Annotated in this window: 22 protein-coding genes; 18 read left to right on the top strand and 4 right to left on the bottom strand. The window is 62.1% G+C overall.

Annotation, left to right across the window (positions count from 1 at the left end; translation table 11 throughout):
- Nucleotides 1-3: 3 nt before the first annotated feature.
- Nucleotides 4-1,128: an ABC transporter ATP-binding protein gene (locus EZV60_RS04415; protein WP_135502547.1), complete on the bottom strand. Its 1,125-nt coding sequence runs from the start codon at nt 1,126-1,128 to the stop codon at nt 4-6.
- A 63-nt stretch (nt 1,129-1,191) separates the two neighbouring features.
- Nucleotides 1,192-2,277: a polyamine ABC transporter substrate-binding protein gene (locus EZV60_RS04410; RefSeq protein ID WP_135502545.1), complete on the bottom strand. Its 1,086-nt coding sequence runs from the start codon at nt 2,275-2,277 to the stop codon at nt 1,192-1,194.
- A gap of 145 nt (nt 2,278-2,422) precedes the next feature.
- Between EZV60_RS04410 and EZV60_RS04405 the strand changes: the two genes are divergently transcribed.
- Both EZV60_RS04405 and EZV60_RS04400 read left to right on the top strand, forming a co-directional pair.
- Nucleotides 2,423-3,118 carry a GntR family transcriptional regulator gene (locus tag EZV60_RS04405; protein WP_135502543.1) on the top strand — a complete coding sequence of 232 codons (696 nt, stop codon included), beginning with the start codon at nt 2,423-2,425 and terminating at the stop codon, nt 3,116-3,118.
- 96 nt (nt 3,119-3,214) lie between these two features.
- On the top strand, nt 3,215-4,612 hold the full coding sequence (locus EZV60_RS04400; protein ID WP_135502541.1) for an aspartate aminotransferase family protein: 1,398 nt from the start codon (nt 3,215-3,217) through the stop codon (nt 4,610-4,612).
- A 6-nt stretch (nt 4,613-4,618) separates the two neighbouring features.
- Here the strand turns inward: EZV60_RS04400 and EZV60_RS04395 are convergent, their stop codons facing one another.
- Entirely contained in the window at nt 4,619-5,803 is a 1,185-nt protein-coding gene (locus tag EZV60_RS04395) for a M24 family metallopeptidase (protein ID WP_135502539.1), read from the bottom strand.
- A 152-nt stretch (nt 5,804-5,955) separates the two neighbouring features.
- Between EZV60_RS04395 and eutB the strand changes: the two genes are divergently transcribed.
- From eutB to EZV60_RS04340, 11 genes are all read left to right on the top strand, one after another.
- On the top strand, nt 5,956-6,963 hold the full coding sequence (gene eutB / locus EZV60_RS04390; RefSeq protein ID WP_135502537.1) for a hydroxyectoine utilization dehydratase EutB: 1,008 nt from the start codon (nt 5,956-5,958) through the stop codon (nt 6,961-6,963).
- Nucleotides 6,960-7,538, top strand: a complete 579-nt coding sequence (locus EZV60_RS04385; protein WP_135502535.1) for a flavodoxin family protein — start codon at nt 6,960-6,962, stop codon at nt 7,536-7,538. The genes eutB and EZV60_RS04385 overlap by 4 nt, the downstream gene beginning before the upstream one ends.
- Nucleotides 7,528-8,520, top strand: a complete 993-nt coding sequence (locus tag EZV60_RS04380) for a cyclodeaminase (protein ID WP_135502532.1) — start codon at nt 7,528-7,530, stop codon at nt 8,518-8,520. The genes EZV60_RS04385 and EZV60_RS04380 overlap by 11 nt, the downstream gene beginning before the upstream one ends.
- Nucleotides 8,517-9,278, top strand: a complete 762-nt coding sequence (locus EZV60_RS04375; protein WP_135502530.1) for a carbon-nitrogen hydrolase family protein — start codon at nt 8,517-8,519, stop codon at nt 9,276-9,278. The genes EZV60_RS04380 and EZV60_RS04375 overlap by 4 nt, the downstream gene beginning before the upstream one ends.
- 3 nt (nt 9,279-9,281) lie before the next feature.
- Nucleotides 9,282-9,773 (top strand): Lrp/AsnC family transcriptional regulator, encoded by a 492-nt coding sequence (locus tag EZV60_RS04370; protein ID WP_135502528.1) that lies wholly within the window; start codon nt 9,282-9,284, stop codon nt 9,771-9,773.
- A gap of 148 nt (nt 9,774-9,921) precedes the next feature.
- Nucleotides 9,922-11,397, top strand: a complete 1,476-nt coding sequence (locus EZV60_RS04365) for an NAD-dependent succinate-semialdehyde dehydrogenase (protein WP_135502526.1) — start codon at nt 9,922-9,924, stop codon at nt 11,395-11,397.
- Between the two features lie 34 nt (nt 11,398-11,431).
- Nucleotides 11,432-12,802 (top strand): aspartate aminotransferase family protein, encoded by a 1,371-nt coding sequence (locus EZV60_RS04360; RefSeq protein WP_135502524.1) that lies wholly within the window; start codon nt 11,432-11,434, stop codon nt 12,800-12,802.
- A gap of 218 nt (nt 12,803-13,020) precedes the next feature.
- Nucleotides 13,021-14,124, top strand: coding sequence for an ABC transporter ATP-binding protein (locus tag EZV60_RS04355; RefSeq protein WP_135502522.1), 1,104 nt, complete (start codon nt 13,021-13,023; stop codon nt 14,122-14,124).
- A gap of 116 nt (nt 14,125-14,240) precedes the next feature.
- Nucleotides 14,241-15,353: an ABC transporter substrate-binding protein gene (locus tag EZV60_RS04350; RefSeq protein ID WP_135502521.1), complete on the top strand. Its 1,113-nt coding sequence runs from the start codon at nt 14,241-14,243 to the stop codon at nt 15,351-15,353.
- Nucleotides 15,354-15,442: 89 nt separating this feature from the next.
- Complete coding sequence (locus EZV60_RS04345) at nt 15,443-17,110, top strand: ABC transporter permease (protein WP_135502519.1); 1,668 nt, start codon at nt 15,443-15,445, stop codon at nt 17,108-17,110.
- A 6-nt stretch (nt 17,111-17,116) separates the two neighbouring features.
- Complete coding sequence (locus EZV60_RS04340; protein ID WP_135502517.1) at nt 17,117-18,307, top strand: ABC transporter permease; 1,191 nt, start codon at nt 17,117-17,119, stop codon at nt 18,305-18,307.
- A gap of 75 nt (nt 18,308-18,382) precedes the next feature.
- Here EZV60_RS04340 and EZV60_RS04335 read toward each other — a convergent pair whose 3' ends face one another.
- Nucleotides 18,383-19,249 (bottom strand): branched-chain amino acid aminotransferase, encoded by an 867-nt coding sequence (locus EZV60_RS04335; RefSeq protein ID WP_135502515.1) that lies wholly within the window; start codon nt 19,247-19,249, stop codon nt 18,383-18,385.
- 167 nt (nt 19,250-19,416) lie between these two features.
- Between EZV60_RS04335 and EZV60_RS04330 the strand changes: the two genes are divergently transcribed.
- The 5 genes from EZV60_RS04330 (at nt 19,417) to EZV60_RS19310 (ending at nt 24,359) form a co-directional block, all read left to right on the top strand.
- Complete coding sequence (locus EZV60_RS04330; protein WP_135502513.1) at nt 19,417-19,914, top strand: MarR family winged helix-turn-helix transcriptional regulator; 498 nt, start codon at nt 19,417-19,419, stop codon at nt 19,912-19,914.
- The gene (locus EZV60_RS04325; RefSeq protein ID WP_135502511.1) at nt 19,911-20,612 is read left to right on the top strand and encodes a response regulator; all 702 of its coding nucleotides are present in this window, start codon (nt 19,911-19,913) and stop codon (nt 20,610-20,612) included. Before EZV60_RS04330 ends, EZV60_RS04325 begins: the two co-directional genes overlap by 4 nt.
- Before the next feature lie 307 nt (nt 20,613-20,919).
- A complete protein-coding gene (gene leuC / locus EZV60_RS04315; protein WP_135502509.1) occupies nt 20,920-22,320 on the top strand; it encodes a 3-isopropylmalate dehydratase large subunit in 1,401 nt (466 codons plus the stop codon).
- 229 nt (nt 22,321-22,549) lie between these two features.
- Nucleotides 22,550-23,155 (top strand): 3-isopropylmalate dehydratase small subunit, encoded by a 606-nt coding sequence (gene leuD, locus EZV60_RS04310; RefSeq protein WP_135502507.1) that lies wholly within the window; start codon nt 22,550-22,552, stop codon nt 23,153-23,155.
- A 364-nt stretch (nt 23,156-23,519) separates the two neighbouring features.
- On the top strand, nt 23,520-24,359 hold the full coding sequence (locus EZV60_RS19310) for a hypothetical protein (protein WP_245306210.1): 840 nt from the start codon (nt 23,520-23,522) through the stop codon (nt 24,357-24,359).
- Nucleotides 24,360-24,454 lie beyond the last annotated feature (95 nt).

Genomic DNA, 24,454 nt, shown 5'->3' with positions numbered 1-24,454 from the left:
CTCCTAGCGCTCCAGAAGAACGGCGGCGCTGTCCGACCAGGACAGCCATACCTCGTCTTCCCAGGAAAAGGGTCGATTGGCGAGCCTGCGTGTGTTCGCCGTCTGGGCCTTCACGACCTGCCCCGTCGGCAGCTCGACATGGTAGGTTGAGAGGTTCCCGAGATAGGCGATATCAAGGATCTTGCCCTTGAGCGCATTGCGCCGGTCTTCGGGCTTTTCCGGGGACACGGCGACTTTCTCGGGCCGGATCGCAAGATAGCCTGTCTGTCCATCCGTCAGGCTCAGATCCGAGTCCGCATAAAGCGTTGGCTGACCTTCCGCGAAGCGGAGCTCGTAACCTTTGTCTTTCGGGGTCACTGACCCACTCAGGATTGTGACGTCACCGATGAAATCGGCCACATAGGTGGAATTGGGGTCTTCATAGATGCGGTCGGGCGTGTCGACCTGCACGACCCGGCCGTCATCCATCACGGCCACGCGGCTGGCCACGGTCATCGCCTCTTCCTGATCGTGGGTCACGATGACAAAGGTCGTGCCGGTGGTCTCCTGGATGTCCATCAGCTCGAACTGCGTGTCCTGCCGCAGCTTGGCGTCGAGCGCGCCCAAAGGTTCGTCCAGCAGCAAAAGCTTCGGCGCCTTGGCAAGGCTGCGCGCGAGCGCCACGCGCTGGCGCTGGCCGCCCGAAATCTGGTGCGGTTTGCGATTGGCGAATTTCTCCAGCCGCGTCAGCTTGAGCATTTCGGCCACCCGCGCGGCGATGGCCTTTTTGTCCTTGCCGTCGCGCTTCAGCCCGAAAGCGATGTTGTCCCAGACCGACAAATGCGGAAATAGCGCGTAGGACTGGAACATCATGTTCACTTCGCGCTTGTTCGGCGGGATTGGCGCAATGTCCTTGCCGCCCAAAAGGATCTTGCCCTCGGTCGGCGCCTCGAACCCGGCAAGCATGCGCATCATCGTCGTCTTGCCACAGCCAGAGGGCCCCAGCAGGGCAAAGAACTCTTTGGTGTAGATGTCGAAGCTCTGGTTATCGATGGCGGTGAAGGTGCCGAAGCGTTTGGTCACACCCCTGAATTCGATCAGGGGTTTCTCGTTCGGATCGTTCCACGGCTCGAACTTGGTCTCGGGCATGTTTCATGTCCCAATAGGGAAAAAGACCCGCGCGAAAACTCGCGCGGGTCGGAAAGCGTGGCGTCAGGTGCCCGACTTGATCTTGGTCCAGAGCCGGGTCAGATCGCGCTGTTCGCGCGGCCCCCACGGTGTCACCGTATAAAGGTTTTCCAGAGCAGCCTCGTCCGGATAGATCGCGGTGTCGCCGATCACGTCCTCGTTCAGATACTCTTGCGACGCCTTGTTGCCGTTGGCGAAATAGACGTAGTTCGACGCCGCCGCCATGTTCTCGGCATCCATGATGAAGTTCAGGAACACATGCGCGCCCTCGGGGTTCGGCGCGTCGACCGGAATCGCCATCTGGTCGAACCACATGAGCGCACCCTCAGAAGGCGCGTTATATGCGATCTCGACACCGTTATCGGCTTCGGCCGCGCGGTCGCGGGCCTGCAGGATATCCCCCGACCAGCCGAACGCGACGCAGATGTCGCCATTGGCCAGCGCGTTGATGTATTCCGAGCTGTGGAATTTCTGCACATAGGGGCGCACGGCCATCAGAACTTCTTCGGCTTTTGCCAGGGCTTCGTCGTCCTTGGCGTCCGGGTCCATGCCGGCATAGGACAGCGCGGCCGGCACCATCTCGGTCGGCGCGTCAAGGAAATGCACGCCGCACTCGGCCAGCTTTTCCATGTTCGCGGGATCAAAGATCAGCTCGAGCGACCCGATGGGCGCATCCTCGCCCAGGATTTCCTTGACCTTGGGCACGTTGGCGCCGATCCCGGTCGAGCCCCACATATAGTTGATCGAATAGGCGTTGCCTTCGTCATAGCTCGCCGTCCGCTTTTCGATCACGTCCCACATGTTGTCGAGATTGGGTAGCTTGGACGGATCCAGTTTCTGAAACGCACCCGCCGCGATCTGGCGCTGCAGGAAGGTGCCGGTCGGTACGACGACATCATAGCCCGAACCACCGGCCAGCATCTTGGTCTCGAGAAGTTCGTTGGAATCGAACACGTCGTAGACAAGTTCGAGGCCCGTTTCCTGCTCGAATTTCTCAAGCAGCGATTCGTCGATATAGTCGGACCAGTTATAGACCCGCACTTCTTCCGCCATGGCGGCGGAGGAGCCGAGCGCCACGAGCGCGGCTGTGGTCACGATGGTATTTTTCATCTTAGTCTCCCTTGGTGCGACACTTGAGGTGCCTTGGCGACAATTTGATCAAATATTGTCACTCGCCGCAATATGCTAAATGCTTTCACGCGGTCGGCGTAGTGGCAAGCCGGATGACAGCGATAGGGTGCAAGGAACTTATGAAATGACGAACGCCGCACAGAAATTCGGCACGCGCACGGCTGACGCGCCCGGCCCGCCGGCACACGAGGTGATCTATCGCGCGCTGCGCGACCTCATCCTGTTTGGCGATCTGGCGCCGGGTCAGGCCGTGACGATCAACGGGCTGGCCGAGCGTCTGAATGCCGGTATGACCCCCGTGCGCGAGGCGATCCGTCGCCTGACCTCTAATGGTGCGCTGGAATTTCAGGGCAACCGCCGGGTCAGCGTTCCGCGGCTGACGGCGGAACATGTTGGCGAACTTATTATTGCGCGCCAGTGGCTTGATCCGCATCTGGCCGTGCGGGCAACCGACCGGGCCACGCCCGCTGACGTGGCCCGGCTCGAGTCGCTGGATACCAAGCTCGACGCCGCGATCGCCGGCGGCGATCTGCGCGTCTATCTCGAACAGAACTACCGCTTCCACGCCGAGATCTACCGTCTTGCCGCGTCTCCTATTCTGGCCGATCTCGCCGACGGGCTCTGGCTGCGATTCGGGCCTTCGCTGCGGGTTGTCTGCGGGCGGATGGGCACACTCAACCTTCCGGACAAGCACAAGGCCGCCCTGCGCGCCATGCGCGACCGCGATGCCGAGGCCGCCGCACAGGCCATCCGCGAAGATGTGATCCAGGGCATGGAGCAGGTGCGCCAGTCGCTCGAGCAGGACGCAGGTTCGTCCTGATTCGATTGACTTCCGATAATTTGATCATATTCTGATTCCGCACCCCGCTGGCCTCGCCGCGGGGCTTTTGCACCTTCTCACGTGAAAGGACGCGCCATGAGCCTGATCACCAACCACATGCCCACCGCCGAGCTGCAAAAGCTGGACGCGGCCCATCACCTGCATCCCTTCACCCACGGACACGACCTCGGCAAGAAGGGTGTGCGCGTGATCACGCGGGCCAAGGGCGTGACGCTGACAGACAGCGACGGCAACGACTATCTCGACGCGATGGCGGGGCTCTGGTGTGTCAATATCGGCTACGGGCGCGAGGAACTGGCCGAGGCGGCGGCCCGGCAGATGAAGGAACTGCCCTACTACAACACCTTCTTCCAGACCACGCACGTGCCCGCAATCGCCCTGGCCGAACGTCTCGCAAGCCTGACGCCGCACGATCTGAACCATGTCTTCTTCGCCAGTTCCGGGTCCGAGGCGAACGATACGAATATCCGGCTCGCCCGCACCTATTGGGAGGCGAAAGGCAAAGCGTCGAAGCGCGCGATCATCAGCCGCAAGAATGCCTATCACGGCTCAAGCATGGGCAGTGCCAGCCTTGGCGGCATGGCCGCGATGCACGCGCAGGGCGGCATGCCCATTCCCGATATCCATCATATCGACCAGCCCTATTGGTATGGCGAAGGTGGCGACAGCGATCCGCAGGACTTCGGCAAGGCCCGCGCGCGCCAGCTTGAGGAAAAGATCATGGAACTTGGGGCCGACAACGTCGCGGCCTTCATCGGCGAGCCGATTCAGGGCGCGGGCGGCGTCATCATCCCGCCCGACAGCTACTGGCCCGAGATTCAGCGTATCTGCGACGAGCATGATATCCTGCTTATCGCCGACGAGGTCATCTGCGGCTTCGGGCGCACCGGCAACTGGTTCGGGTCCGAAACGCTCGGGATCCGTCCGCATATCATGACCGTCGCCAAGGGTCTCAGTTCGGGCTACCAGCCGATCGGCGGGTCCATCGTCAACGACGAGGTGGCCGATGTCCTGAGCGGGGTCGATTTCAGTCACGGTTATACCTATTCGGGCCATCCGGTCGCCTGCGCGGTCGCGCTCGAAAACCTTCGGATCCTTCAGGAAGAAGAGATCGTGACGCGCGCCGCCACCGGCACCGCGCCCTATCTGGCCGAGAAATGGGCGACGCTCGCCGAGCATCCGCTGGTGGGCGAGGCGGTGACATGCGGCATGTTAGGCTCTATCGCGCTCACGCCGCACAAGGCCAGCCGCGCGCAATTCGCCGCCGAAACCGGGACGGCGGGTCTCATCTGCCGGGAACAGTGTTTCGGCAACAACCTCGTGATGCGCCACGTCGGCGACCGCATGGTGATCTCGCCGCCGCTGGTCATCACCAAGGCCGAGATCGACACGCTGGTCGAACGCGCCTGGACAGCGCTCGACCGTGCCCATGCCGAACTGAACGACAAGGGCCTGATGAAAGCGGCCAGCTGACGCGGTTCAGTCCTTGATGAAAAGCTTGCGCGGCATGTCGCACAGCGCCTCGGCCGGACCGTCCTCCTTGATGAGGATGGTTTCGGTCGTCTCCAGGCCCCAGGATTCCATCCAGAGCGCCGGCATGAAGTGGAACGTCATGCCGGGCTCCAACAGGGTCTGGTCCTCGGTTCGGATCGACGCGGTGCGCTCGCCCCAGTCGGGCGGATAGCTCAGCCCGATGGGATAGCCGCAGCGCCCTTCGCGCTGGATCCCGTATTTCTCCAGAACCTTGTAAAAGGCGATGGCGATATCGCAGGTCCGGTTGCCTGCACGTGCGGCATTCAGCCCGGCCTCGATCCCCTCGACCTGCGCCTTCTCTGCCTCCAGCATCTCGCGCGGCGGCTGGCCCAGATAGACCGTCCGGCAGAGCGGCGCGTGATAGCGGTGATAACAGCCCGACAATTCAAAGAACGTCGCCTCGCCCGTGCGCATCGGCTGACCGTTCCACGTCAGATGCGCGGCGGTGGCATCAAGGCCCGAGGGGGTCAGCGGTACGATGGCCGGATAATCGCCCCAGATATCATCTACGCCGGAAATACCCGCATGCATGATATCGGCCACAAGCTTGTTCTTCGGCAGGCCCGGCTCCGCACGGTCGATGGCGGTCTGCACGACCTTCTCTGAAATCTTCGCAGCCTTGCGGATGAACGCGATCTCTTCTTCGGATTTCACGATCCGCTGCCAGTTCACCAGCGCCGTGGCGTCCATAAAGGTCGCATCGGGCAATTCTCCCGTCAGAACGTCATGGGCCTTGGCGGAGTAATAGTAGTTTTCCATTTCCACGCCGATCTGCGCCTTCTCAAGGCCCATCTCACGAATGCGCTCGGCCAGGTCCTGCATGGGGTGGCGCACCGTGGACTGCACGTAATTATCCGCGTAGCCGACGATATTTTCCTCACTCATCCAGCAGGTACGCCGACCGCCCAGCATGTCCATGTATCGGCCCCACCAGACCGGATCGCCGTTGAGCGGCAGCATGACGCCCTGATGCACGTAAAAAGACCAGCCGTCATACCCCGTCAGCCAGTTCTGGTTCGACGGGTCGGTGATGAACAAAAGCTCGATGCCCGCGCGCTGCATGGCCGCGCGTGTCAGCGCGATGCGACGCTCGTACTCGGCATCGGAGAATGGCAGGTTCTTGAGGTTCATGGTGGGTGCCTCCAGTTGTCTTCGTGTCTCTCGCATGAGACGCAGCGACCATGACCGATCGTATGCGGCAGTGCACGTCGTTATTGCGATCTTGTCTAAAGTGTTGACCTTCCGGCTCAAAAAAACATCATAGGCGCCAACGGGAGGACGACATGTTACCGACGCTGGCAGATATCTTCGCCGCGGCGCGGCGCATTCGTGGCGTGGCAGATGCCACGCCGCTGGTGCCTTCGGTGTTCATGTCTGGCCGAATCGGGGCCGATTTCCTGCTGAAACTGGAAAACATGCAGCCCATCGGCGCCTTCAAGCTGCGCGGCGCGCTGAACGCGGTCGCCGCACTCGAAGGCGCATCCGGCGTGACCTGTTGCTCGACCGGAAATCATGGGCGCGGCGTTGCCTTCGCGGCACGGGCGCGCGGCCTGCGCGCGGTGATCTGCATGTCGAATCTGGTGCCCCAGGCCAAGGTCGATGGCATCCGCGCGCTGGGCGCCGAGGTTCGGATCGTCGGGCAAAGCCAAGACGACGCCCAGGCCGAGGCCGAAAGGCTCGTCGCGGAGGAGGGCTTGGTCGAAATCTCGCCGTTCGACGATCCGCGCGTCATCTCCGGGCAAGGCACAATCGGGTTGGAAATTCTGGCCAAACGGCCCGATATAGAGACGCTTTTGGTGCCCTTGTCCGGCGGGGGGCTGGCCGCCGGCGTGGCCCTGGCGGCAAAGTCCATCAACCCGGGCGTCCGCGTCATTGGCATTTCGATGGATCGGGGGGCCGCGATGTACGAAAGCCTGCGCGCCGGCAGGCCCGTCGAGGTCGAGGAAGTGCCCTCGCTCGCCGACAGCCTTGGCGGGGGAATCGGGCTGTCGAACCGACTCAGCTTCCCGATGTGCCGCGATCTTCTGGACGAGATCGTGCTCGTCTCCGAGGATCAGATCTATCACGCGATGCAGGTACTCTATTACGAAGACCGGATCGTCGCCGAGGGCGCCTGCGTCGTCGGCCTTGCGGCGATGCTCTCGGGCAAGGTCACACCTACCGGCCCTACCGCCACCATCGTCACGGGCCGCAATCTCGACATGGAGATCTTCACGCGTATCGTCACCGGCCAGTCCGTGCAGCTGGGCGATCTGGTGATCGAGGGCCGCCCCTACAGGAGAGCAGCATGACCAAGCTTGTTTGCCTTCTGGGAAGCCCGCGAGAGGGCGGCAACAGTGACACGCTCGCCCGGGTGTTCTGCGACGCGGCCAAGGCCGAGGGCGCGACCGTGCGCACCCATTCGCTGCGCGACCTGCGGTTTCAGGGATGCATGAATGTCCGCTTCTGCAAGGTCGGCGGAGATTTCTGCGGTCTGGACGACGATATGGTGCCTGTTCTGGCCGATCTCGGCGAGGCCGACGTGCTGGTCATGGCGACGCCGGTCTATTTCTGCAACATGACAGGGCTCATGAAGCAGGCCTTCGACCGGTTCTTTTCCTTCCTGAAGCCGGATTACCTTACCTCGGACGAACCTTCCCGGCTGGGCCGGGGCAAGCGGCTGGTCCTGATCCAGACGCAGGGCGAGGACGAGGCGCATTATGCCGATCTTCTCGCGGGCTACGCGCCCGCGCTTGAAAAGCTTGGTTTCGAAAAACGCGACCTGCTCCGCGCCTGCGGCGTACGCGACGCCAAGGATGTCATGAACAACGCCGCGCTGCTCGGACAGGCGCGGGAACTGGGACGGCAGGTGGCACATGGCGCATGATATTCGTATTTTGACCGAGGCCCAGCTGCGCGAGGTCGTAAAGCTCGACCTTGAGACTGTCGACGTGATCGAATCCGCCTTTGCGGCGCTTGCCGGGGGCGAAGTGGTGATGCCGCCGATCCTGTCGATGGACCTGCCGCAGGCCAATGGCGAGGTCGACGTCAAGACCGCCTATATCCCCGGCTTTGACGGGTTCGCGATCAAGGTCAGCCCGGGGTTTTTCGACAATCCCAAGCTCGGCCTGCCCTCACTCAACGGGCTGATGGTTCTCTTCTCGGCCCAAACCGGGCTGGTACAGGCTCTGTTTCTCGACAATGGCTACCTGACAGACATTCGCACCGCCGCCGCCGGGGCCGTGGCCGCACGGCATCTGGCGCCGGAAATCGTGAACGTGGCAGGCGTGATCGGCACCGGGGTGCAGGCCCGTCTTCAGATGCAGGCGGCACATCTCGTGCGCCCGTTTACAACCTGTCTTGTCTGGGGGCGGGATCCGGACCGCACCACTGCCTGCGCCGCGGATCTGGCGCGAACCCTCGATATCGAGGTAAAAACAGTCTCTGATCCAGCCGAACTTGTCGCCCAAAGCCAGCTTGTCGTGACCACCACGCCGGCGCGAGAGCCCGTGCTGCGCGCCGACTGGCTGCATCCGGGCCTGCATATCACCGCGATTGGCTCCGACCAGGAAGGCAAGAACGAGATCGAGGCGGCCGCGCTGGCGCGTGCCGATTTCTATGTCGCCGACCGGGTCAGCCAGACCGAGAAGCTGGGCGAGCTGCGCAGCGCCATCGAGGCCGGCCTCTGGCAGGGCGGACCGCCCGCCGAACTGGGGCAGGTCATCTCCGGCGCGGCGCCGGGCCGGCGCCACGAGACGGACATCACCATTGCTGATCTGACCGGCACAGGCGCGCAGGACACAGCGATCGCCAGTCATGTGTTCGAACGGCTGCGCCACAGCGATGCGGGCACGGTCATCACCGCATGAAGCTCGTGGTCTTTCAGGGCGATGCCGCGCCGGTTCCGCCTGAAAAAAGGCTTGTTGCGCTGGAACAGGCTCTGATCGGACACACGCTCGACCTTGTGCTCTGCCCCGAGCTTTTCCTGACGGGCTACGACGCGCAGGCGGATTTCGCGCACCGCGCCGAGGCCACCGACGGCCCCTTTGCCCGCGCCATCGCCGATCTCGCGCGGCGGACCTGCTGCGCCATCTGCTATGGCTACCCCGAGCGCGCCGGGGACCGGCTCTATAATTCCGCAGCTCTCATCGGCCCGAGTGGCGACCTGATCGCCAACCATCGCAAACGCCTGCCCTCGCCCGGTAGTTTCGAGGTCGAAACCTTCGCGCGCGGTCCCGCCGTCACCTTCGCTGACGTCAACGGCTGGAAAATCGCAATCCTGATCTGCTACGAGGTCGAGTTTCCCGAAAGCCTGCGGCAAGCGGCACTTGGCGGGGCGCAGCTTGTGCTCGTGCCCACCGCGCTGGGCGCGGATTGGGGCGTGGTGGCCGAACATGTCGTCCCTACGCGCGCCTTTGAAAACGGTGTCTGGCTGGCCTATGCCGATCACGCCGGCAGCTGTGGTGACCTTGGCTTTTACGGTGGCAGCCGCATCGCCGATCCCTGGGGAAACGTCGTGGCGCAGACCGATCGGGCCGATACCCTGATCACGGCCCATCTGAGCCGCGATAGTGTCGCATCCGCACAATCCCGCTTGCCCTACCTGCGCGATTGCTCAAGTCTCTGACTCATGCTCAAACTTGATGACCGCGATATCGAGATCCTGCGCGTTCTGGCCGATAACGGCCGGATCACCAAGGCCCAGCTGGCCGAGCGTGTGGGGCTTTCGGCCAGCCCCTGCTGGGAACGTCTGCGCCGGCTCGAAGAGGAGGGCATCATCGAGGGCTACAAGGCCACGATCAACCTGCGAAAGCTCGGGCCCAATGTGACGGTGTTTGTCGTAGCGGAACTGAACGACCATACGCCGGCCAGCTTTCAGGCGTTCGAGGCAAGCATGCAGCGCTTTGACGAGGTCACCGCCTGCTGGGCGCTGGGCGGCGGGCTCGATTATCTCATGCAGGTGGTCACCACCGATATCGACGCCTATCAACGGCTGATGGACGCGATGCTTGAGGCGCGGATCGGGCTGGCGCGGTATTTCACCTATATCGTGACCAAGCCGGTCAAGCCCTTCACGTTGCCGCCACTTCGACTGATCCACGGGCGTGACGGCGCGGAGTGACGCGCCCAAGTGCGTGCATATGCTGCCTTGCAGAAGATTCTTCTGTTTAACGCCTGATAACAGATGTTTCCTCTGATCCCGCACAGAAGAACAGCCTCACCTTCTGTCGAATGCGGCTATTTTCCTGAACTGAAAGGAGACCGCCCCCATGTTTGATTCAGCAGTTATGACCCGGCACGATATCGAGGATACCCGACTTGTCCGCAGCTTTTCCTATGTCGGCGGCAAATGGTGTGCGTCGGCCTCGGGCGACGTGATCAAGGTCTCGAACCCGGCCGATGGCGCCGTGATCGGCGAGGTCGCAAGCCTTGGCGCCGACGAAAGCCGCGGGGCGGTCGATTCCGCGCAAAAGGCCTTCGCAAGCTGGTCCATGACCCTGCCACAGGAGCGCGCGGCGATCTTGCGCCGCTGGTTCGATCTGCTGATTGCGCACAAGGAAGATCTGGCACGCATTATGGTGCTGGAACAGGGTAAACCGCTTAGCGAGGCGCGCGGCGAAATCGACTATGCCGCAAGTTTCGTCGAGTATTATGCCGAAGAAACCAAGCGCCCGAACATCGAGGGCGTCACCAGCCATCTGCCCGATGCCGAGGTCGAGCTTTGGCTCGAACCCGTGGGCGTCGTGGCCCTGATCACGCCGTGGAACTTCCCCTCGGCCATGCTGACGCGCAAGGCCGCCGCGGCCCTCGCCGCCGGCTGCACCGTAGTCGCGCACCCCAGCGCCGAAACGCCGTTTTCCGCCCTGGCGTTGGCCGAACTGGCCGAGCGTGCGGGTTTTCCGGCGGGCGTCTTCAACGTCGTGACGGGCGATGCGCCGACCGTCGTCGAGCCATGGACGAAAGACACCCGCGTGCGCGCGCTTTCCTTCACCGGTTCGACCGAGGTGGGCCGTCTGCTCTACCGGCAATCCGCCGACACGGTGAAGAAGCTGACCATGGAACTGGGCGGCCACGCCCCGGTCATCGTCTTCAAGGGCGCAGACCTGGATTCGGCTGTAACAGAGACGATCAAGGCCAAATTCGCCACCTCCGGTCAGGACTGCCTTGGTGCCAACCGCATCTATGTCGAGCGTCCCGTGTACGAGGCCTTCTGCCAGAAATTCACCGAGGCCACCCGCGAGCTGACCATCGGGCGCGGGATGGACGATCCCGATATCGGCCCGCTCATGCACGAGCGCGCCGTGGCCAAGCAGGAAGAGCATGTCGCCGACGCCATCGCCAAGGGCGCGACCTTGGCCTTGGGAGGCAAACGCCATGCGCTCGGCTCCCTTTTCTTCGAGCCGACCGTGCTTACCGATGTGCCGGACGAGGCCGCGATCATGCACGAGGAAACCTTCGGCCCCGTGGCCGCGATCACGCCTTTCGACACCGAGGAAGAGGTCACAGCCCGCGCCAACGACACCGAATTCGGTCTCGTCGCCTATGTCCACAGCCAGGATCCGCGCCGCATCTACCGAATGACGCGCGCGCTGCAATTCGGCATGGTCGCGGTCAACCGCACCAAGGTCACCGGCGCGCCCATCCCCTTCGGCGGGGTCAAACAATCCGGCCTTGGCCGCGAAGGCGCCAGAAAGGGCATGGAAGAGTTCATGGAAATCAAATACGTCTGCCGCGACTGGGGCTAAGGCCCGCGCCGCGACGCAAGGAAGGAAGACTTAGATGCTTAGAAACGACCAACTCGACCAGTGGGATCGCGAGAACTTTTTCCATCCCTCGACCCATCTGGGCCAGTTCGCCCGTGGTGAGGCCCCGAACCGCATTATCAAGACCGCCAAGGGCAGCCACATTGTGGACCGTGACGGCAACAAGCTGCTGGATGCTTTCGCAGGTCTCTACTGCGTGAACGTTGGCTATGGCCGTCAGGAAATCGCCGAGGCCATCGCCGAGCAGGCGCGAGAGCTGGCCTATTATCACGCCTATGTCGGCCACGGCACCGAGGCGTCGATCACGTTGGCCAAGATGGTGCTCGACCGCGCCCCCGATCACATGTCCAAGGTCTATTTCGGCCTTTCGGGCTCGGACGCGAACGAGACCAACGTCAAGCTGATCTGGTACTACAACAACATCCTCGGCCGTCCCGAGAAGAAAAAGATCATCTCGCGTTGGCGTGGCTATCACGGCTCGGGCCTGATGACCGGCTCGCTGACGGGGCTCGATCTCTTCCACAAGAAGTTCGATCTGCCGCTCGCGCAGGTCCTGCACACCGAAGCCCCTTATTACTACCGCCGCCCCGATCTCAACATGTCCGAGGGCGAGTTCGTGGCGCATTGCGTGTCCGAGCTCGAGGCGCTCATTCAGCGGGAAGGCCCCGATACCATCGCCGCCTTCATCGGTGAACCGGCGCTGGGCACTGGGGGCCTCGTACCGCCGCCCGCCGGCTACTGGGAGGCGATCCAGACCGTGCTGAACAAGCACGACATTCTGCTGGTCGCGGACGAGGTCGTCACCGGCTTTGGCCGTCTGGGCACGATGTTCGGGTCCGAGCATTACGGGCTGAAGCCCGACCTCATCACCATCGCCAAGGGCTTGACAAGCGCCTATGCACCGCTTTCCGGCTCCATCGTGTCGGACAAGATGTGGAAGGTGCTGGAGCAGGGGACAGATGAAAACGGGCCCATCGGCCATGGCTGGACCTATTCCGCGCACCCGATCGGGGCTGCGGCAGGTGTCGCCAACCTCAAGCTCATCGACGATCTGAACCTCGTCCAGAACGCGGGCGAGGTGGGCGCCTATCTCAACAAAACGATGAAAGACGCGCTGGCCGATCATCCGCATGTCGGCGACGTCCGCGGCGAGGGCCTTATGTGCGCCGTCGAGTTCGTGAAGGACCGCGACACGCGCACCTTCTTCGACGCCTCGGAAAAGATTGGCCCGCAGGTGGCCGCAGCCCTGGCAAGCGACCATGTCATCGCTCGCGCCATGCCTCAGGGCGATATCGTGGGTTACGCACCGCCCTTCTGCCTGACGCATGAAGAGGCCGATGAAATCATTGAGAAAACAGTCAAGGCCGCCAAAACGGTCCTTGGTTAAAAATTCAGCAATCCGGGTGGTCCGGTCAGCAAAACAAGCTGTCCGGACCGCTCAAACACACTTTTCGATTGATTAAGTATTAAGCATCAAAGCGTTAACGGCCATCGGCCTGCCCCCAGACGTCGAAATCGTGCGAGTCCGCTTGCATCGGCCAGAAAATCTCGGTTTAGTCCCCCGAAAGCGCGGCGCAGACCGCGAAAACACATGGGGAGACGCTTTTGACAGACTCGCAATCCAGCGATGCTTTTGTCGCGTTTGATCGCGTTCAAAAGAGTTACGACGGCGAAACGCTCGTCGTCAAAGATCTCAATCTGTCGATTCCGAAAGGTGAATTCCTGACCATGTTGGGGCCTTCGGGATCGGGCAAGACAACCTGCCTGATGATGCTGGCGGGGTTCGAGACGGCCACACACGGCAAGATCCTGCTCGACGGTGTCTCGATCAACAATATCCCGCCGCACAAGCGCGGGATCGGCATGGTCTTCCAGAACTACGCCCTTTTCCCGCACATGACCGTGGCCGAAAACCTCAGCTTCCCGCTTGAGGTGCGCAAGATCGGCAAGTCCGACCGCGAAGCAAAGGTCAAGCGGGCGCTCGACATGGTGCAGATGGGCAATTTCGGCGGTCGCCGACCCGCCCAGCTTTCGGGCGGTCAGCAACAGCGGATCGCGCTCGCGCGCGCGCTCGTGTTCGAACCCGAACTGGTGTTGATGGACGAACCGCTGGGCGCGCTCGACAAGCAGCTGCGCGAACATATGCAGTTCGAGATCACCAACCTGGCGCATGATCTGGGCATTACCACGGTTTACGTGACCCACGACCAGACCGAAGCGTTGACCATGTCTGACCGTGTCGCGGTGTTTGACGATGGCCGGATTCAGCAGATCGACGCGCCTGACACGCTTTACGAAAGCCCCACCAACAGCTTCGTGGCGCAGTTCATCGGCGAGAACAACACGCTCTCCGGCGTGGTCAAGAAAATGTCCGATGGGTTCTGCCAGGTCGAACTTGACGATGGCGAGGTTATCGACTGCAAGGCCGTGAACGTGTCCGAGGTGGGCGAGCGCACGCAGGTGTCGATCCGTCCCGAGCGCGTCGAGTACGACAAATCGCGCCTCAAGTCGGGCACGCACACGATCAAGGCCGAGGTGCTGGAGTTCGTCTATATGGGCGACATCTTCCGCACCAAGCTGCGCGTGGCCGGCAACGACGACTTCGTGATCAAGACCCGGAACGCGCCCGATCAGCGCCGGCTCAAGCCCGGCGAAACGATCGAGATCGGCTGGCTTCCGGAAGATTGCCGCGCGCTCGACGCGCGCTAGGACTTACCACATTCGCGCCCGCGCACCCCGCGCGGGCGAGAGCTGAGGCCCTGCTCTTCCGACCCGTAAGACAGGGCCCGTGAACCAAAAACGGGAAACGTACTTGGGAGTATGACATGAAACTGACAAAGACCCTTATGGCATCGACCGCTCTGACGGTTGCCGCCGGCGCGGTCCTGGCGCAGGACATGGCCGATTCCATGACCCTCGTGTCGTGGGGCGGCGCATATCAGCGCAGCCAGGTGAACGCCTATGCCGATCCGTACAAAGAAATGCACCCCGACCTCGAGGTCGTGTGGGACGAAAGCTCGGCAGAAGCCGTGGCCAAGCTCCGCGCCATGGACGAAGCCGGCAATGTGACCTGGGACGTGGTGGACGTTGTCGCGGCTGACGCGCTGCGCCTCTGCGACGAAGGTCTCGCGATGGAGATCGACCCCGAAGAGCATCTGGCCGCCGCGCCCGATGGCACCTCGGCCGAGGATGATTTCGGCGACCTTCTGGTCGGCGACTGCTTCATCCCGCAGATCGTGTACTCGACCACCTTCGGCTACCGCACCGACATGGTGCCCGATGGTGTCGAACCGCCGTCCGATATCTGCTCGGTCTTTGACCTGGAAACCTATCCGGGCAAGCGGTCGCTCGAGAAGCGTCCGATCAACAACATGGAATGGGCTCTGCTCTGCGACGGCGTCGCCAAGGACGAAGTCTATGACGTTCTGGCCACCGCGGAAGGTCAGCAGCAGGCGCTCGACAAGCTCGACACCATCAAGGACGAGGTGATCTGGTGGTCCGCCGGTGCCGACACGCCGCAGCTTCTGGCCGACGGCGAGGTCTTCATGGGCTCCACCTATAACGGTCGTCTCTTCAGCGTGATTGAAGAGCAGGATCAGCCGGTTGCGATGATGTGGGACGCTCAGGTGTTCGACCTGGACGGCTGGATCATCCCCGCCAACCTGCCCGAAGACCGTCTGGCCCGTGCGCTGGACTTTGTCTACTTCGCCACGGACACGCAGCGTCTGGCGGATCAGGCCAAGTGGATCTCCTACGGCCCGGCACGTCAGTCGTCCGCACCTCTCGTCGGCGAGCATGCCGAGCTGGGCATCAAGATGGCCCCGCACATGCCGACCGATCCGGAGAACGCACAGAACACGTTCCTCTACAACTACGAGTTCTGGGCTGACTACCGCGACGACATCGACGCCAAATTCCAGGCGTGGCTGGCTCAATAAGCCTGTCTGATGAAGATGTCCGGAAGGGCCGTGCGCGGCCCTTCCGATCCAACCAAGACCAAAGCAAAAGCTGACCGACGGGGACAGACATGAGCGACACGACCCAATCCGGACCGGTTCTTGCCGCCGACGGCACCCCGCTCAAGAAAAGTCTGCAAAAGGCGCTTCGGGCGCAGAAATTACGCGCGCTGGCGCTGGTCGCTCCGCTGCTCATTTTTGTGCTCGTGACCTTCATCGCGCCGATCGCGGATATGCTGTTCCGCTCGGTGGAAAACCAGATCGTCTCGCGCACGCTGCAAAATACCGTGGTCGCGCTGGAAGATTGGGATGCCGAGGGCGGCGAAGCCCCCGGCGAAGCGGTCTACGAAGCGCTCTACTGGGACATGTTCCTCGCCGCCGAGGCCAAGGAGCACACCCGCCTCGGCACCCGCCTGAACTACGAACAAACCGGCGTCTCCTCGCTTTTCCGCGGCACCGGCCGCGGCGTGGACGACATCGGCGAAGACCAGATCGACGCGCTCGAGGACCTCAACGAGGCCTGGGAAGAAGAGTCCTTCTGGTACGAACTCATGACCGGCGGCGACGGTGCCGCCAAAGACGGCAGTCAGCTTTCTGCCGCGCGCGAACGGCTCAGCACGCTGACCACCGACAGTTACCGGGGCAATGTGGGCTTTGAGCCGGGGGCCGAGATTTCCGCCCTGCTGCCGCGCACCGTCTCTGAATATGCCACTTTCGCCGTATACACCGTCTTCGTCGAAGAAGACGTGGTCGCCGAGGAAGAACCTTGGGAAGCGGTCAAGGTCGCCCTGATCGAAGAACTCAAGGCCGGGGCCGACCTTTCCGGCTATTCCGGCCCGGGCGCCGAAGAACTGCGCGCCGCGCAAGAGATGCTCGCCGATCAGCCCGATATCGACTACAAGGCCGCCTTCCTCAAGGAAGACAAGGACTGGGGCAGCATCCCGGTCTGGCAGACGATCAAGACCTACAGCCCGCCTTTCACCAGCGGCTATTTCCTGAACGCGGTCGACCTGCAGAAAACCGTCGACGGGGTCGAGGCGCGTCCCGAAACACAGCAGATCTACATCATGCTCTTCCAGCGGACGCTCTTCATGTCGCTGGTCATCATGGGCTCGTGCATTCTGCTGGGTTATCCAATTGCTTGGATCCTCGCGAACCTGCCGGTGCGCACCGCAAACCTGCTTCTGATTCTCGTGCTCTTGCCCTTCTGGACGTCGCTTCTGGTGCGGACCTCCGCGTGGAAGGTAATGTTGCAGCAACAGGGCGTGATCAACGATGTGCTCGTGTGGCTCGGCATGGTCGCGGATGAAAGCCGATTGGTGATGATCAACAACCAGTTCGGCACCATCGTGGCGATGACGCATATCCTGCTACCGTTCATGATCCTGCCGATGTATTCGGTGATGCAGACGATCCCGCCGACCTATCTGCGCGCGGCCAAATCCCTTGGCGCGACGAACTGGACAGCCTTCTGGAGGGTCTACTTCCCGCAATCGGTGCCGGGCATCGGCGCGGGGTCGATCCTCGTCTTCATCCTCGCGATCGGCTACTACATCACGCCCGAGATCGTCGGCGGCACCACCGGTACCTTCATCTCGAACCGGATCGCCTACCACATTTCAAGTTCGCTCAACTGGGGCCTGGCGGCCGCCCTGGGATCAATCCTTCTGGCGGCGGTGCTCATACTCTACTGGGCCTACGATAAGATCGTCGGCATCGACAATGTGAAGCTGGGGTAAGACAAGATGGCAACGTACACTCTCACCCATGTCGAGCGGAAACCGCTGAGCTTCACGCTGCCCGTGCTGGCCCTGGCCGGTGGGTTCGCCGGGCTCTTTGTGGGCACCGCGCAAGGCTCCGCCTTGCTCGGTGTCGTCGGGGGCGCGGTGCTTCTGGCGATACTCGGCTTTGTCTGCGTCACGATGCTGGACGGGGCCAAGGAACGCCCGGCGCGCTGGGCGATCACCATCGCCATGGCGGTCGCGGGCTTTCTGGTCGGGTCCGCCTCGGGTGCCGTGGTCGGGTTCCTCTTCGGCTGGTTCTTCGGCTGGTTCATTTACTGGATCGGCGAAGGGCGGTACCGGGCCAACCTCGTGCCCTACCTCACGCCGGGTCAGGTGCTCTGGCACTATACGTTCCGCGTCCTCTGCGGGCTGATCTTCTTCTTCCTGATCACGCCCATTGTCGTGGTCATGCCGCTCAGCTTCAACGCCGAGGACTTCTTTACGTTCACTCCGGAAATGCTGCGCCTCGATCCCGAGGGCTACTCGCTCAAGCATTACCGCGACTTCTTCACCAGCCCCGACTGGCAGCAGGCGCTGTGGAACTCCGTGACCATCGCGCCGGTGGCCACGCTCCTGTCGGTCACCTTCGGGACGCTCGCGGCGATTGGCCTCTCGTCCGAGCATGTGCCGTTCAAGCGCGCCATCATGGCGATCCTCATTTCGCCGATGATCGTGCCGCTGATCATCTCGGCGGCGGGTATGTATTTCTTCTACTCGCGCCTCGGGCTTCAGGGTACCTATTGGGGCGTGGTTCTGGCGCACGCGGCCTTGGGCATTCCCTTCGTCATCATCACGGTAACGGCGACGCTCGTGGGCTTTGATCGCTCGCTCACGCGCGCGGCGGCCAACATGGGCGCCAACCCGGTCACCACCTTCTTCCGCGTGCAGATGCCGCTCATCCTGCCGGGTGTGATCTCGGGCGGGCTTTTCGCCTTCATCACGTCCTTCGACGAGGTGGTCGTCGTGCTCTTCGTCGGCTCGGCGGGGCAAAAGACCCTGCCTTGGCAGATGTTCACCGGCCTGCGCGAACAGATCTCGCCGACGATCCTCGCCGTGGCGACGATCCTCGTGGCGATCTCCATCGTCCTTCTGGCCACGGTCGAGGTACTGCGCCGCCGGTCCGAACGCCTGAGGGGCATGTCCCCGGGCTGACCCGCGCCGCCATGGCCGCAAAAGAAAAAAGGCCGGGCAACACGCCCGGCCTCTTTCGTTTCGCATTCGTGACGTTCAGCTGCGCACCAGCGTCTCGTAGCTTTGCGCGATGTCCTTGGCCAGGGCGCCCACTTCGAAATTGTAATCGCCGATCTGCCCCACCGGGGTGACCTCGGCGGCGGTGCCGGTCAGCCAGCACTGTTCGAACCCTTCCAGTTCCTCGGGCATGATATGGCGCTCATGCACCTTGACCTGGCGGTCCTCCAGCATCCCGATCACGGTCTGGCGGGTGATCCCGTTGAGAAAGCAGTCCGGCTTGGGCGTGTGCACCTCGCCGTCCTTCACGAAGAACATGTTGGCGCCGGTCGCTTCGGCGACATAGCCGCGATAGTCGAACATCATCGCGTCGGAACATCCCTTGGCCTCGGCCGCGTGCTTGCTGAGCGTGCAGATCATGTAAAGACCGGCGGCCTTGGCATGGCAGGGGATAGTTTCCGGGCTGGGCCGCTTCCACTTGGAGATATCGAGCTTGGCGCCCTTCATCTTGGCGTCGCCGTAATAGGCGCCCCATTCCCACGCCGCGATGGCCAGCCGCACAGGGTTGCGCGCCGAGGCGACACCCATGTCCTCGCCCGCGCCGCGCCAGGCGACCGCGCGGATATAGGCATCGGTAAAGCCGTTGGCCTGCATGACCTCCATCTTCGCGGCCTCGATCTCGTCCACCGTGTAGGGGATCTCGAAATCAAGCTCGCCGGCGGAATAGTGCAGCCGTTCGGAATGCTTGCGGCTCTTGAAGATCTTGCCGTTATAGGCTCGCTCGCCCTCGAAGACCGACGAGGCGTAATGCATCGCGTGCGTCAGGATATGTACGTTGGCATCTCTCCACTCGATGAGCTTGCCATCCATCCAGATCTTGCCATCGCGATCGTCATACCCGGCCATATCGTTCTCTCCTCGGACCTTGCGTTTCCATTTGTTGCGTGAGCTACGTCCGAAGCGGACATAAAATTTCACAAAAACTGCGATTCGCTACCAGTTTGACCTTGGAATGTCAACAAGGCTGACATATTCTGATCAGGAACCGGGCGAATTGTGAACGGGAGGCTCCGATGGCAGAGGGGCAAAGCGGCGAAAGCCTTCTTTTTCTGACAGATGAACAGCTTCGCCAGGGAATCGAGGCCATGTTTTTCGCCTATCGCGGCTTTACCGCCGATCCCGACCGGATCCTGGCCACCATGGCCTATGGGCGGGCGCATCACCGCGCCATTCATTTCATCGCCCGCAGCCCGGGCACGACGGTCAACAACCTCCTCAATATCCTCGGCGTGACCAAGCAGTCCCTCAACCGTGTGCTGCGCACCCTGATCGAGGATGGCCTTGTCGAAAGCCGCCAGGGCACCACCGACCGGCGTGAACGGCATCTGCATCTGACCGAGGCGGGCGCCGCGCTGGAACGCAAGCTGTCGGACGCGCAACGCGCCCGCATGCGCGCCGCCTACCGTGCCGCCGGCCCCGAGGCCGTGGCGGGATTCCGTCAGGTGCTCGAGGCGATGATGGACCCCGAGATGCGACGCAAGTACCATGCCATCAGGGAGGCAGAGACATGAGCGATCCGGCGCCGCATCTTCTGATCGTCGACGATGACGAGCGGATCCGCGACCTTCTGCGCAAGTTCCTCGCGCGGCAGGGGTTTCTCGTCTCCGCCGCGCGCGACGCGGCGCATGCGCGGCGCATCCTGTCGGGCCTGGAATTCGACCTGATCGTGCTCGACGTCATGATGCCGGGCGAGGACGGCGTGGCGCTGACCGCGTCGCTGCGTGACACGATCACGACGCCGATCCTTCTGCTGACCGCCAAGGGCGAAACCGACGACCGCATCAAGGGCCTGGAAGCGGGCGCGGACGACTACCTGCCCAAGCCCTTCGAACCCAAGGAACTGCTGCTGCGGATCAACGCCATCCTGCGCCGGATGCCCGAGCCCGCGCCGGACACCGCCGCGCCCAAGGTTCTGAATATGGGGCCGGTCCGGTTCGACATCGACCGGGCCGAGCTGATGCGCGGCGAGGACATGGTACGACTGACCGCGACCGAGGTGCAGCTCATGCGGATCTTCGCGGAAAACCTGCGCCAGCCTGTGAGCCGCGCCAAGCTGGTCGAGGATCTGGGCCGCGACAAGGGCCAGGCGCAGGAACGCGCGGTCGACGTGCAGATCACCCGTCTGCGCCGCAAGATCGAAAGCGACCCGAAACAGCCGCGCTATCTTCAGACGGTGCGCGGCGAAGGGTATATGCTGGCTCCGGACTGAGGCGGCGTGACCTGAATGGGCGCGCGGTGCGCGCGCTGGTTTTTTTGAACGAGGGGCGCTGCCCCTCGCGCTTTCCGAGGTATTTTTGGCCAGATGAAGTTGCGGTGACCCTTTGAAGCAAGGTGCCTCTTGATAGACTCGGACTGCGTCTGTATCTGACATGCCATGACACGGATTTTCGATATCGACGATCGCGCGCGCCTGCCCTGGCGTTTTTTTGGTGCGACGCTGACGGTGCTCGCGCGTCTATAAGGCGCCGGGTTTTGACGTGATCCATTGTTTCCACTGACATGACGGGAGAGGACCGATGTCCCCCAAGACGCTCTATGACAAGATCTGGGATGCCCACCTCGCGCACGAGGCCGAGGACGGCACCAGCCTGCTTTATATCGACCGCCATCTCGTGCACGAGGTGACAAGCCCGCAAGCCTTCGAAGGCCTGCGCCTTTCGGGCCGTACCGTGCGCGCGCCGGACAAGACCATCGCGGTGCCGGACCACAACGTGCCCACCACGCCTGACCGTGTGAACGGCATCACCAACGAGGAAAGCCGCATCCAGGTCGAGGCGCTCGATACCAACGCCAAGGAATTCGGGATCAACTATTACCCGGTGAATGACGTCCGCCAGGGCATCGTGCACATCGTCGGCCCCGAACAGGGCTGGACCCTGCCGGGCATGACGGTCGTCTGCGGTGACAGCCACACCGCCACGCATGGTGCCTTCGGCGCACTGGCGCATGGCATCGGCACGAGCGAGGTCGAGCATGTGCTGGCAACCCAGACGCTGATCCAGAAGAAATCGAAGAATATGAAGGTTGAGATCACCGGAGAGCTTGCGCCCGGCGTGACGGCCAAGGACATCACCCTGTCGGTGATCGGCCATACCGGCACCGCGGGCGGCACCGGCTATGTGATCGAATATTGCGGCGAGGCCATTCGTTCGCTTTCCATGGAAGGGCGGATGACCGTGTGCAACATGGCCATCGAGGGCGGCGCGCGCGCCGGTCTCATCGCGCCGGACGAGAAGACCTTCGAGTATATCAAGGGCCGCCCGCACGCGCCGAAAGGCGCGCAATGGGAGGCGGCGCTGACCTGGTGGAAGACGCTTTATTCCGACGACGACGCGCATTGGGACAAGGTGGTGACCATCAAGGGCGAGGATATCGCCCCGGTCGTCACATGGGGCACGAGCCCCGAGGACGTCTTGCCGATCACCGCAGAGGTGCCCGCCCCCGACACCTTCAAGGGCGGCAAGACCGAGGCCGCGAAGCGGGCGCTCGAATATATGGGTCTCAAGCCGGGTCAGAAACTGTCGGAGATCGAGATCGACACGGTCTTCATCGGCTCCTGCACAAATGGCCGGATCGAGGATCTGCGTGCCGCCGCCGAAATCCTCAAAGGCAAGAAGATCGCCGTCAAGCGTGCCATGGTCGTGCCGGGCTCGGGCCTCGTCCGCGCCCAGGCCGAGGAAGAGGGGCTTGCCGACATCTTCAAGGAGGCCGGTTTCGAATGGCGTCTCGCCGGCTGCTCGATGTGCCTGGCCATGAACCCCGATCAGCTCTCGCCCGGGGAACGCTGCGCCGCGACCTCCAACCGCAATTTCGAGGGCCGGCAGGGCCGGGGCGGACGCACTCACCTGATGAGCCCGGCAATGGCCGCCGCCGCGGCGGTGACCGGCCGGCTGACTGACGTGCGGGAGATGATGTAATTTCGCGACGCCCTCGGACTGCATAGAAAAGGCGTGGAAACCGGCGCATCGGAATTTGTACAAAATGTCCAAACAGGCTCTGAAACCTGGTTCATTTTGTACAAAACCGCCGGTTTCCGAGCCAGAAGCCGATCTTTCGAAAGGTTAAGATCGTCTTCACCAGATTTTAACTTTCGGGCCGATCCCGTTTGCGATCGTCCCGGCAGGATCGGCCATAGGAGGCCCAGAGATGGAAAAATTCGAAAAGCTCACCGGGATCGCGGCGCCTTTGCCGATGGTCAATATCGACACCGATATGATCATCCCCAAGCAGTTCCTGAAGACGATCAAGCGCACGGGCCTTGGTGTGAACCTCTTTGACGAGATGCGCTATGATGATGACGGCAACGAGATCCCCGATTTCGTGCTGAACAAGCCGCAATACCGCGAGGCGGAGATCCTCGTGGCCGGCGCCAATTTCGGCTGTGGATCCAGCCGTGAACACGCGCCCTGGGCGATCAAGGATTTCGGCATCCGCTGTGTCATCGCCCCCAGCTTTGCCGACATCTTCTACAACAACTGCTTCAAGAACGGCATTCTGCCCATCGCCCTGCCGCAAGAGCAGGTCGACGTCCTTATGAAAGAAGCCGAGAAAGGGGCGAACGCCCGGATCACCGTTGATCTCGAGGCGCAGACCATCACCACGTCGGATGGCGAGGTGTTTTCCTTCGAGGTCGACAGCTTCAAGAAGCACTGCCTTTTGGAAGGGCTCGACGATATCGCGCTGACGATGGAAAAGGCCGCTGCGATCGATGCGTTCGAGGAAAAGGCCGGCGCGGCGCGTCCTTGGGTCTAGGCCGCATTCAGATCAGGAAGACGCCGGCGTCCCGTGACGCCGGCGTTTTTGTTTTTTCCAAAAGCTGAACAAAATAGAGAAGTATTTTAAACTGTTTTTGTGGCGTACACGCTCTGGATCACAATATCTTGCGTGCGCAACCAAGACAGTCTCAAATCTGGTCCGAAAATGATGCATTCCCGCACCACCAAGACCATGAATTCGCCGGAAATTCCAAGTGTAACTATTCCATGTCTTGAGCCAGGGGGCGAAACAAGGCAAAAATTGGGCAAGATTGAGGCAGACCGTCATAATCGAAGAACCCAAACTGGGAATAACGGCACGGCAGAGAACCGGGTCGGTCCATTTGGAAGGGAAACGAGCAGTGGTTTCTCAGATTATCAGCGCGTTCACGCGTGCGATACTCGTGGCTTTGCTGGTGGCAACACCAGCGCTTGTGCTGCCGTCGATCGCGACGGACACGGCGCAAATCGTCGTGGTCATCGCGATCCTCTTTTCCCTGCTGACCTTCATCGAGTACTTCGGGCGCTATCCCAGCATCGTGGAATTCCGCTTCGCACCGCCGTTCAACCGACTTAAATTTCTGGCGCTCTGCGCCGTCATCCTGTCGCTGTCCTTCATCTGCCGGGGATTATACGAACCGACGCCGCTGACCATCATCATCACCCATATCGGCAGCTCGCTGGCCGGGCTGATGGATTTTCCATTCTCGCCGGTGCGGCTAATCGTGCTGATGCTGCCACCCGAAACAAGTGCCTCCGAGGTCGCGCTCGTACGGCTCGCGGGCGCGATTTCCTATACCGTCTCGCTGCTTATGGTCTTCGCGTTCGTTGTCATGGTCCGGCTTCTGGGCTGGCCGATGCGCAACGGCGCGTTCAATGTCTGGGTCAACCTGCCGCTTTTCGATCCCACGCGCGGGGGCGATATCGTGGAACGCCTCAAGCGGGACGCAAGTCTTAACATTGTGTTAGGAAGTTTGCTGCCATTCTTGATTCCAGCGGTCGTTAAAGCCGCCTCTTTCGTGATCGAACCAATCTCGATCGAGAACCATCAAACGCTGATCTGGACAATGACGGTATGGGCGCTCTTGCCGGCAAGCATTCTGATGCGGGGAATAGCGCTCATGCGGGTTGGCGAACTGATCGAGCAAAAACGCCGGCGCGTCTACGCGAAGGCCGAAGCCGAGGGCATGCAAAAGGCCTGATCGCAGCGCTTTTCCTGACATTTTTGTCTGTAGCGGCGACCGCCAATTCCGCAGACTCGATCCGCATTGCCACCTTCCACACAGAGCTGGCAAGA

Origin of the sequence: Roseovarius aestuariivivens (assembly GCF_004761875.1) — a bacterium.
GTDB classification, from domain to species: domain Bacteria; phylum Pseudomonadota; class Alphaproteobacteria; order Rhodobacterales; family Rhodobacteraceae; genus Roseovarius; species Roseovarius aestuariivivens.
This window is presented reverse-complemented; position numbering and strand designations above follow the sequence as displayed.

Bases quoted from the DNA above. Each gene is read 5' to 3' on its own strand.
- EZV60_RS04415 (WP_135502547.1), bottom strand. From the start codon at position 1,128: ATGCCCGAGACCAAGTTCGAGCCGTGGAACGATCCGAACGAGAAACCC.
- EZV60_RS04410 (WP_135502545.1), bottom strand. From the start codon at position 2,277: ATGAAAAATACCATCGTGACCACAGCCGCGCTCGTGGCGCTCGGCTCC.
- EZV60_RS04405 (WP_135502543.1), top strand. From the start codon at position 2,423: ATGACGAACGCCGCACAGAAATTCGGCACGCGCACGGCTGACGCGCCC.
- EZV60_RS04400 (WP_135502541.1), top strand. From the start codon at position 3,215: ATGAGCCTGATCACCAACCACATGCCCACCGCCGAGCTGCAAAAGCTG.
- EZV60_RS04395 (WP_135502539.1), bottom strand. From the start codon at position 5,803: ATGAACCTCAAGAACCTGCCATTCTCCGATGCCGAGTACGAGCGTCGC.
- eutB (WP_135502537.1), top strand. From the start codon at position 5,956: ATGTTACCGACGCTGGCAGATATCTTCGCCGCGGCGCGGCGCATTCGT.
- EZV60_RS04385 (WP_135502535.1), top strand. From the start codon at position 6,960: ATGACCAAGCTTGTTTGCCTTCTGGGAAGCCCGCGAGAGGGCGGCAAC.
- EZV60_RS04380 (WP_135502532.1), top strand. From the start codon at position 7,528: ATGGCGCATGATATTCGTATTTTGACCGAGGCCCAGCTGCGCGAGGTC.
- EZV60_RS04375 (WP_135502530.1), top strand. From the start codon at position 8,517: ATGAAGCTCGTGGTCTTTCAGGGCGATGCCGCGCCGGTTCCGCCTGAA.
- EZV60_RS04370 (WP_135502528.1), top strand. From the start codon at position 9,282: ATGCTCAAACTTGATGACCGCGATATCGAGATCCTGCGCGTTCTGGCC.
- EZV60_RS04365 (WP_135502526.1), top strand. From the start codon at position 9,922: ATGTTTGATTCAGCAGTTATGACCCGGCACGATATCGAGGATACCCGA.
- EZV60_RS04360 (WP_135502524.1), top strand. From the start codon at position 11,432: ATGCTTAGAAACGACCAACTCGACCAGTGGGATCGCGAGAACTTTTTC.
- EZV60_RS04350 (WP_135502521.1), top strand. From the start codon at position 14,241: ATGAAACTGACAAAGACCCTTATGGCATCGACCGCTCTGACGGTTGCC.
- EZV60_RS04345 (WP_135502519.1), top strand. From the start codon at position 15,443: ATGAGCGACACGACCCAATCCGGACCGGTTCTTGCCGCCGACGGCACC.
- EZV60_RS04340 (WP_135502517.1), top strand. From the start codon at position 17,117: ATGGCAACGTACACTCTCACCCATGTCGAGCGGAAACCGCTGAGCTTC.
- EZV60_RS04335 (WP_135502515.1), bottom strand. From the start codon at position 19,249: ATGGCCGGGTATGACGATCGCGATGGCAAGATCTGGATGGATGGCAAG.
- EZV60_RS04330 (WP_135502513.1), top strand. From the start codon at position 19,417: ATGGCAGAGGGGCAAAGCGGCGAAAGCCTTCTTTTTCTGACAGATGAA.
- EZV60_RS04325 (WP_135502511.1), top strand. From the start codon at position 19,911: ATGAGCGATCCGGCGCCGCATCTTCTGATCGTCGACGATGACGAGCGG.
- leuC (WP_135502509.1), top strand. From the start codon at position 20,920: ATGTCCCCCAAGACGCTCTATGACAAGATCTGGGATGCCCACCTCGCG.
- leuD (WP_135502507.1), top strand. From the start codon at position 22,550: ATGGAAAAATTCGAAAAGCTCACCGGGATCGCGGCGCCTTTGCCGATG.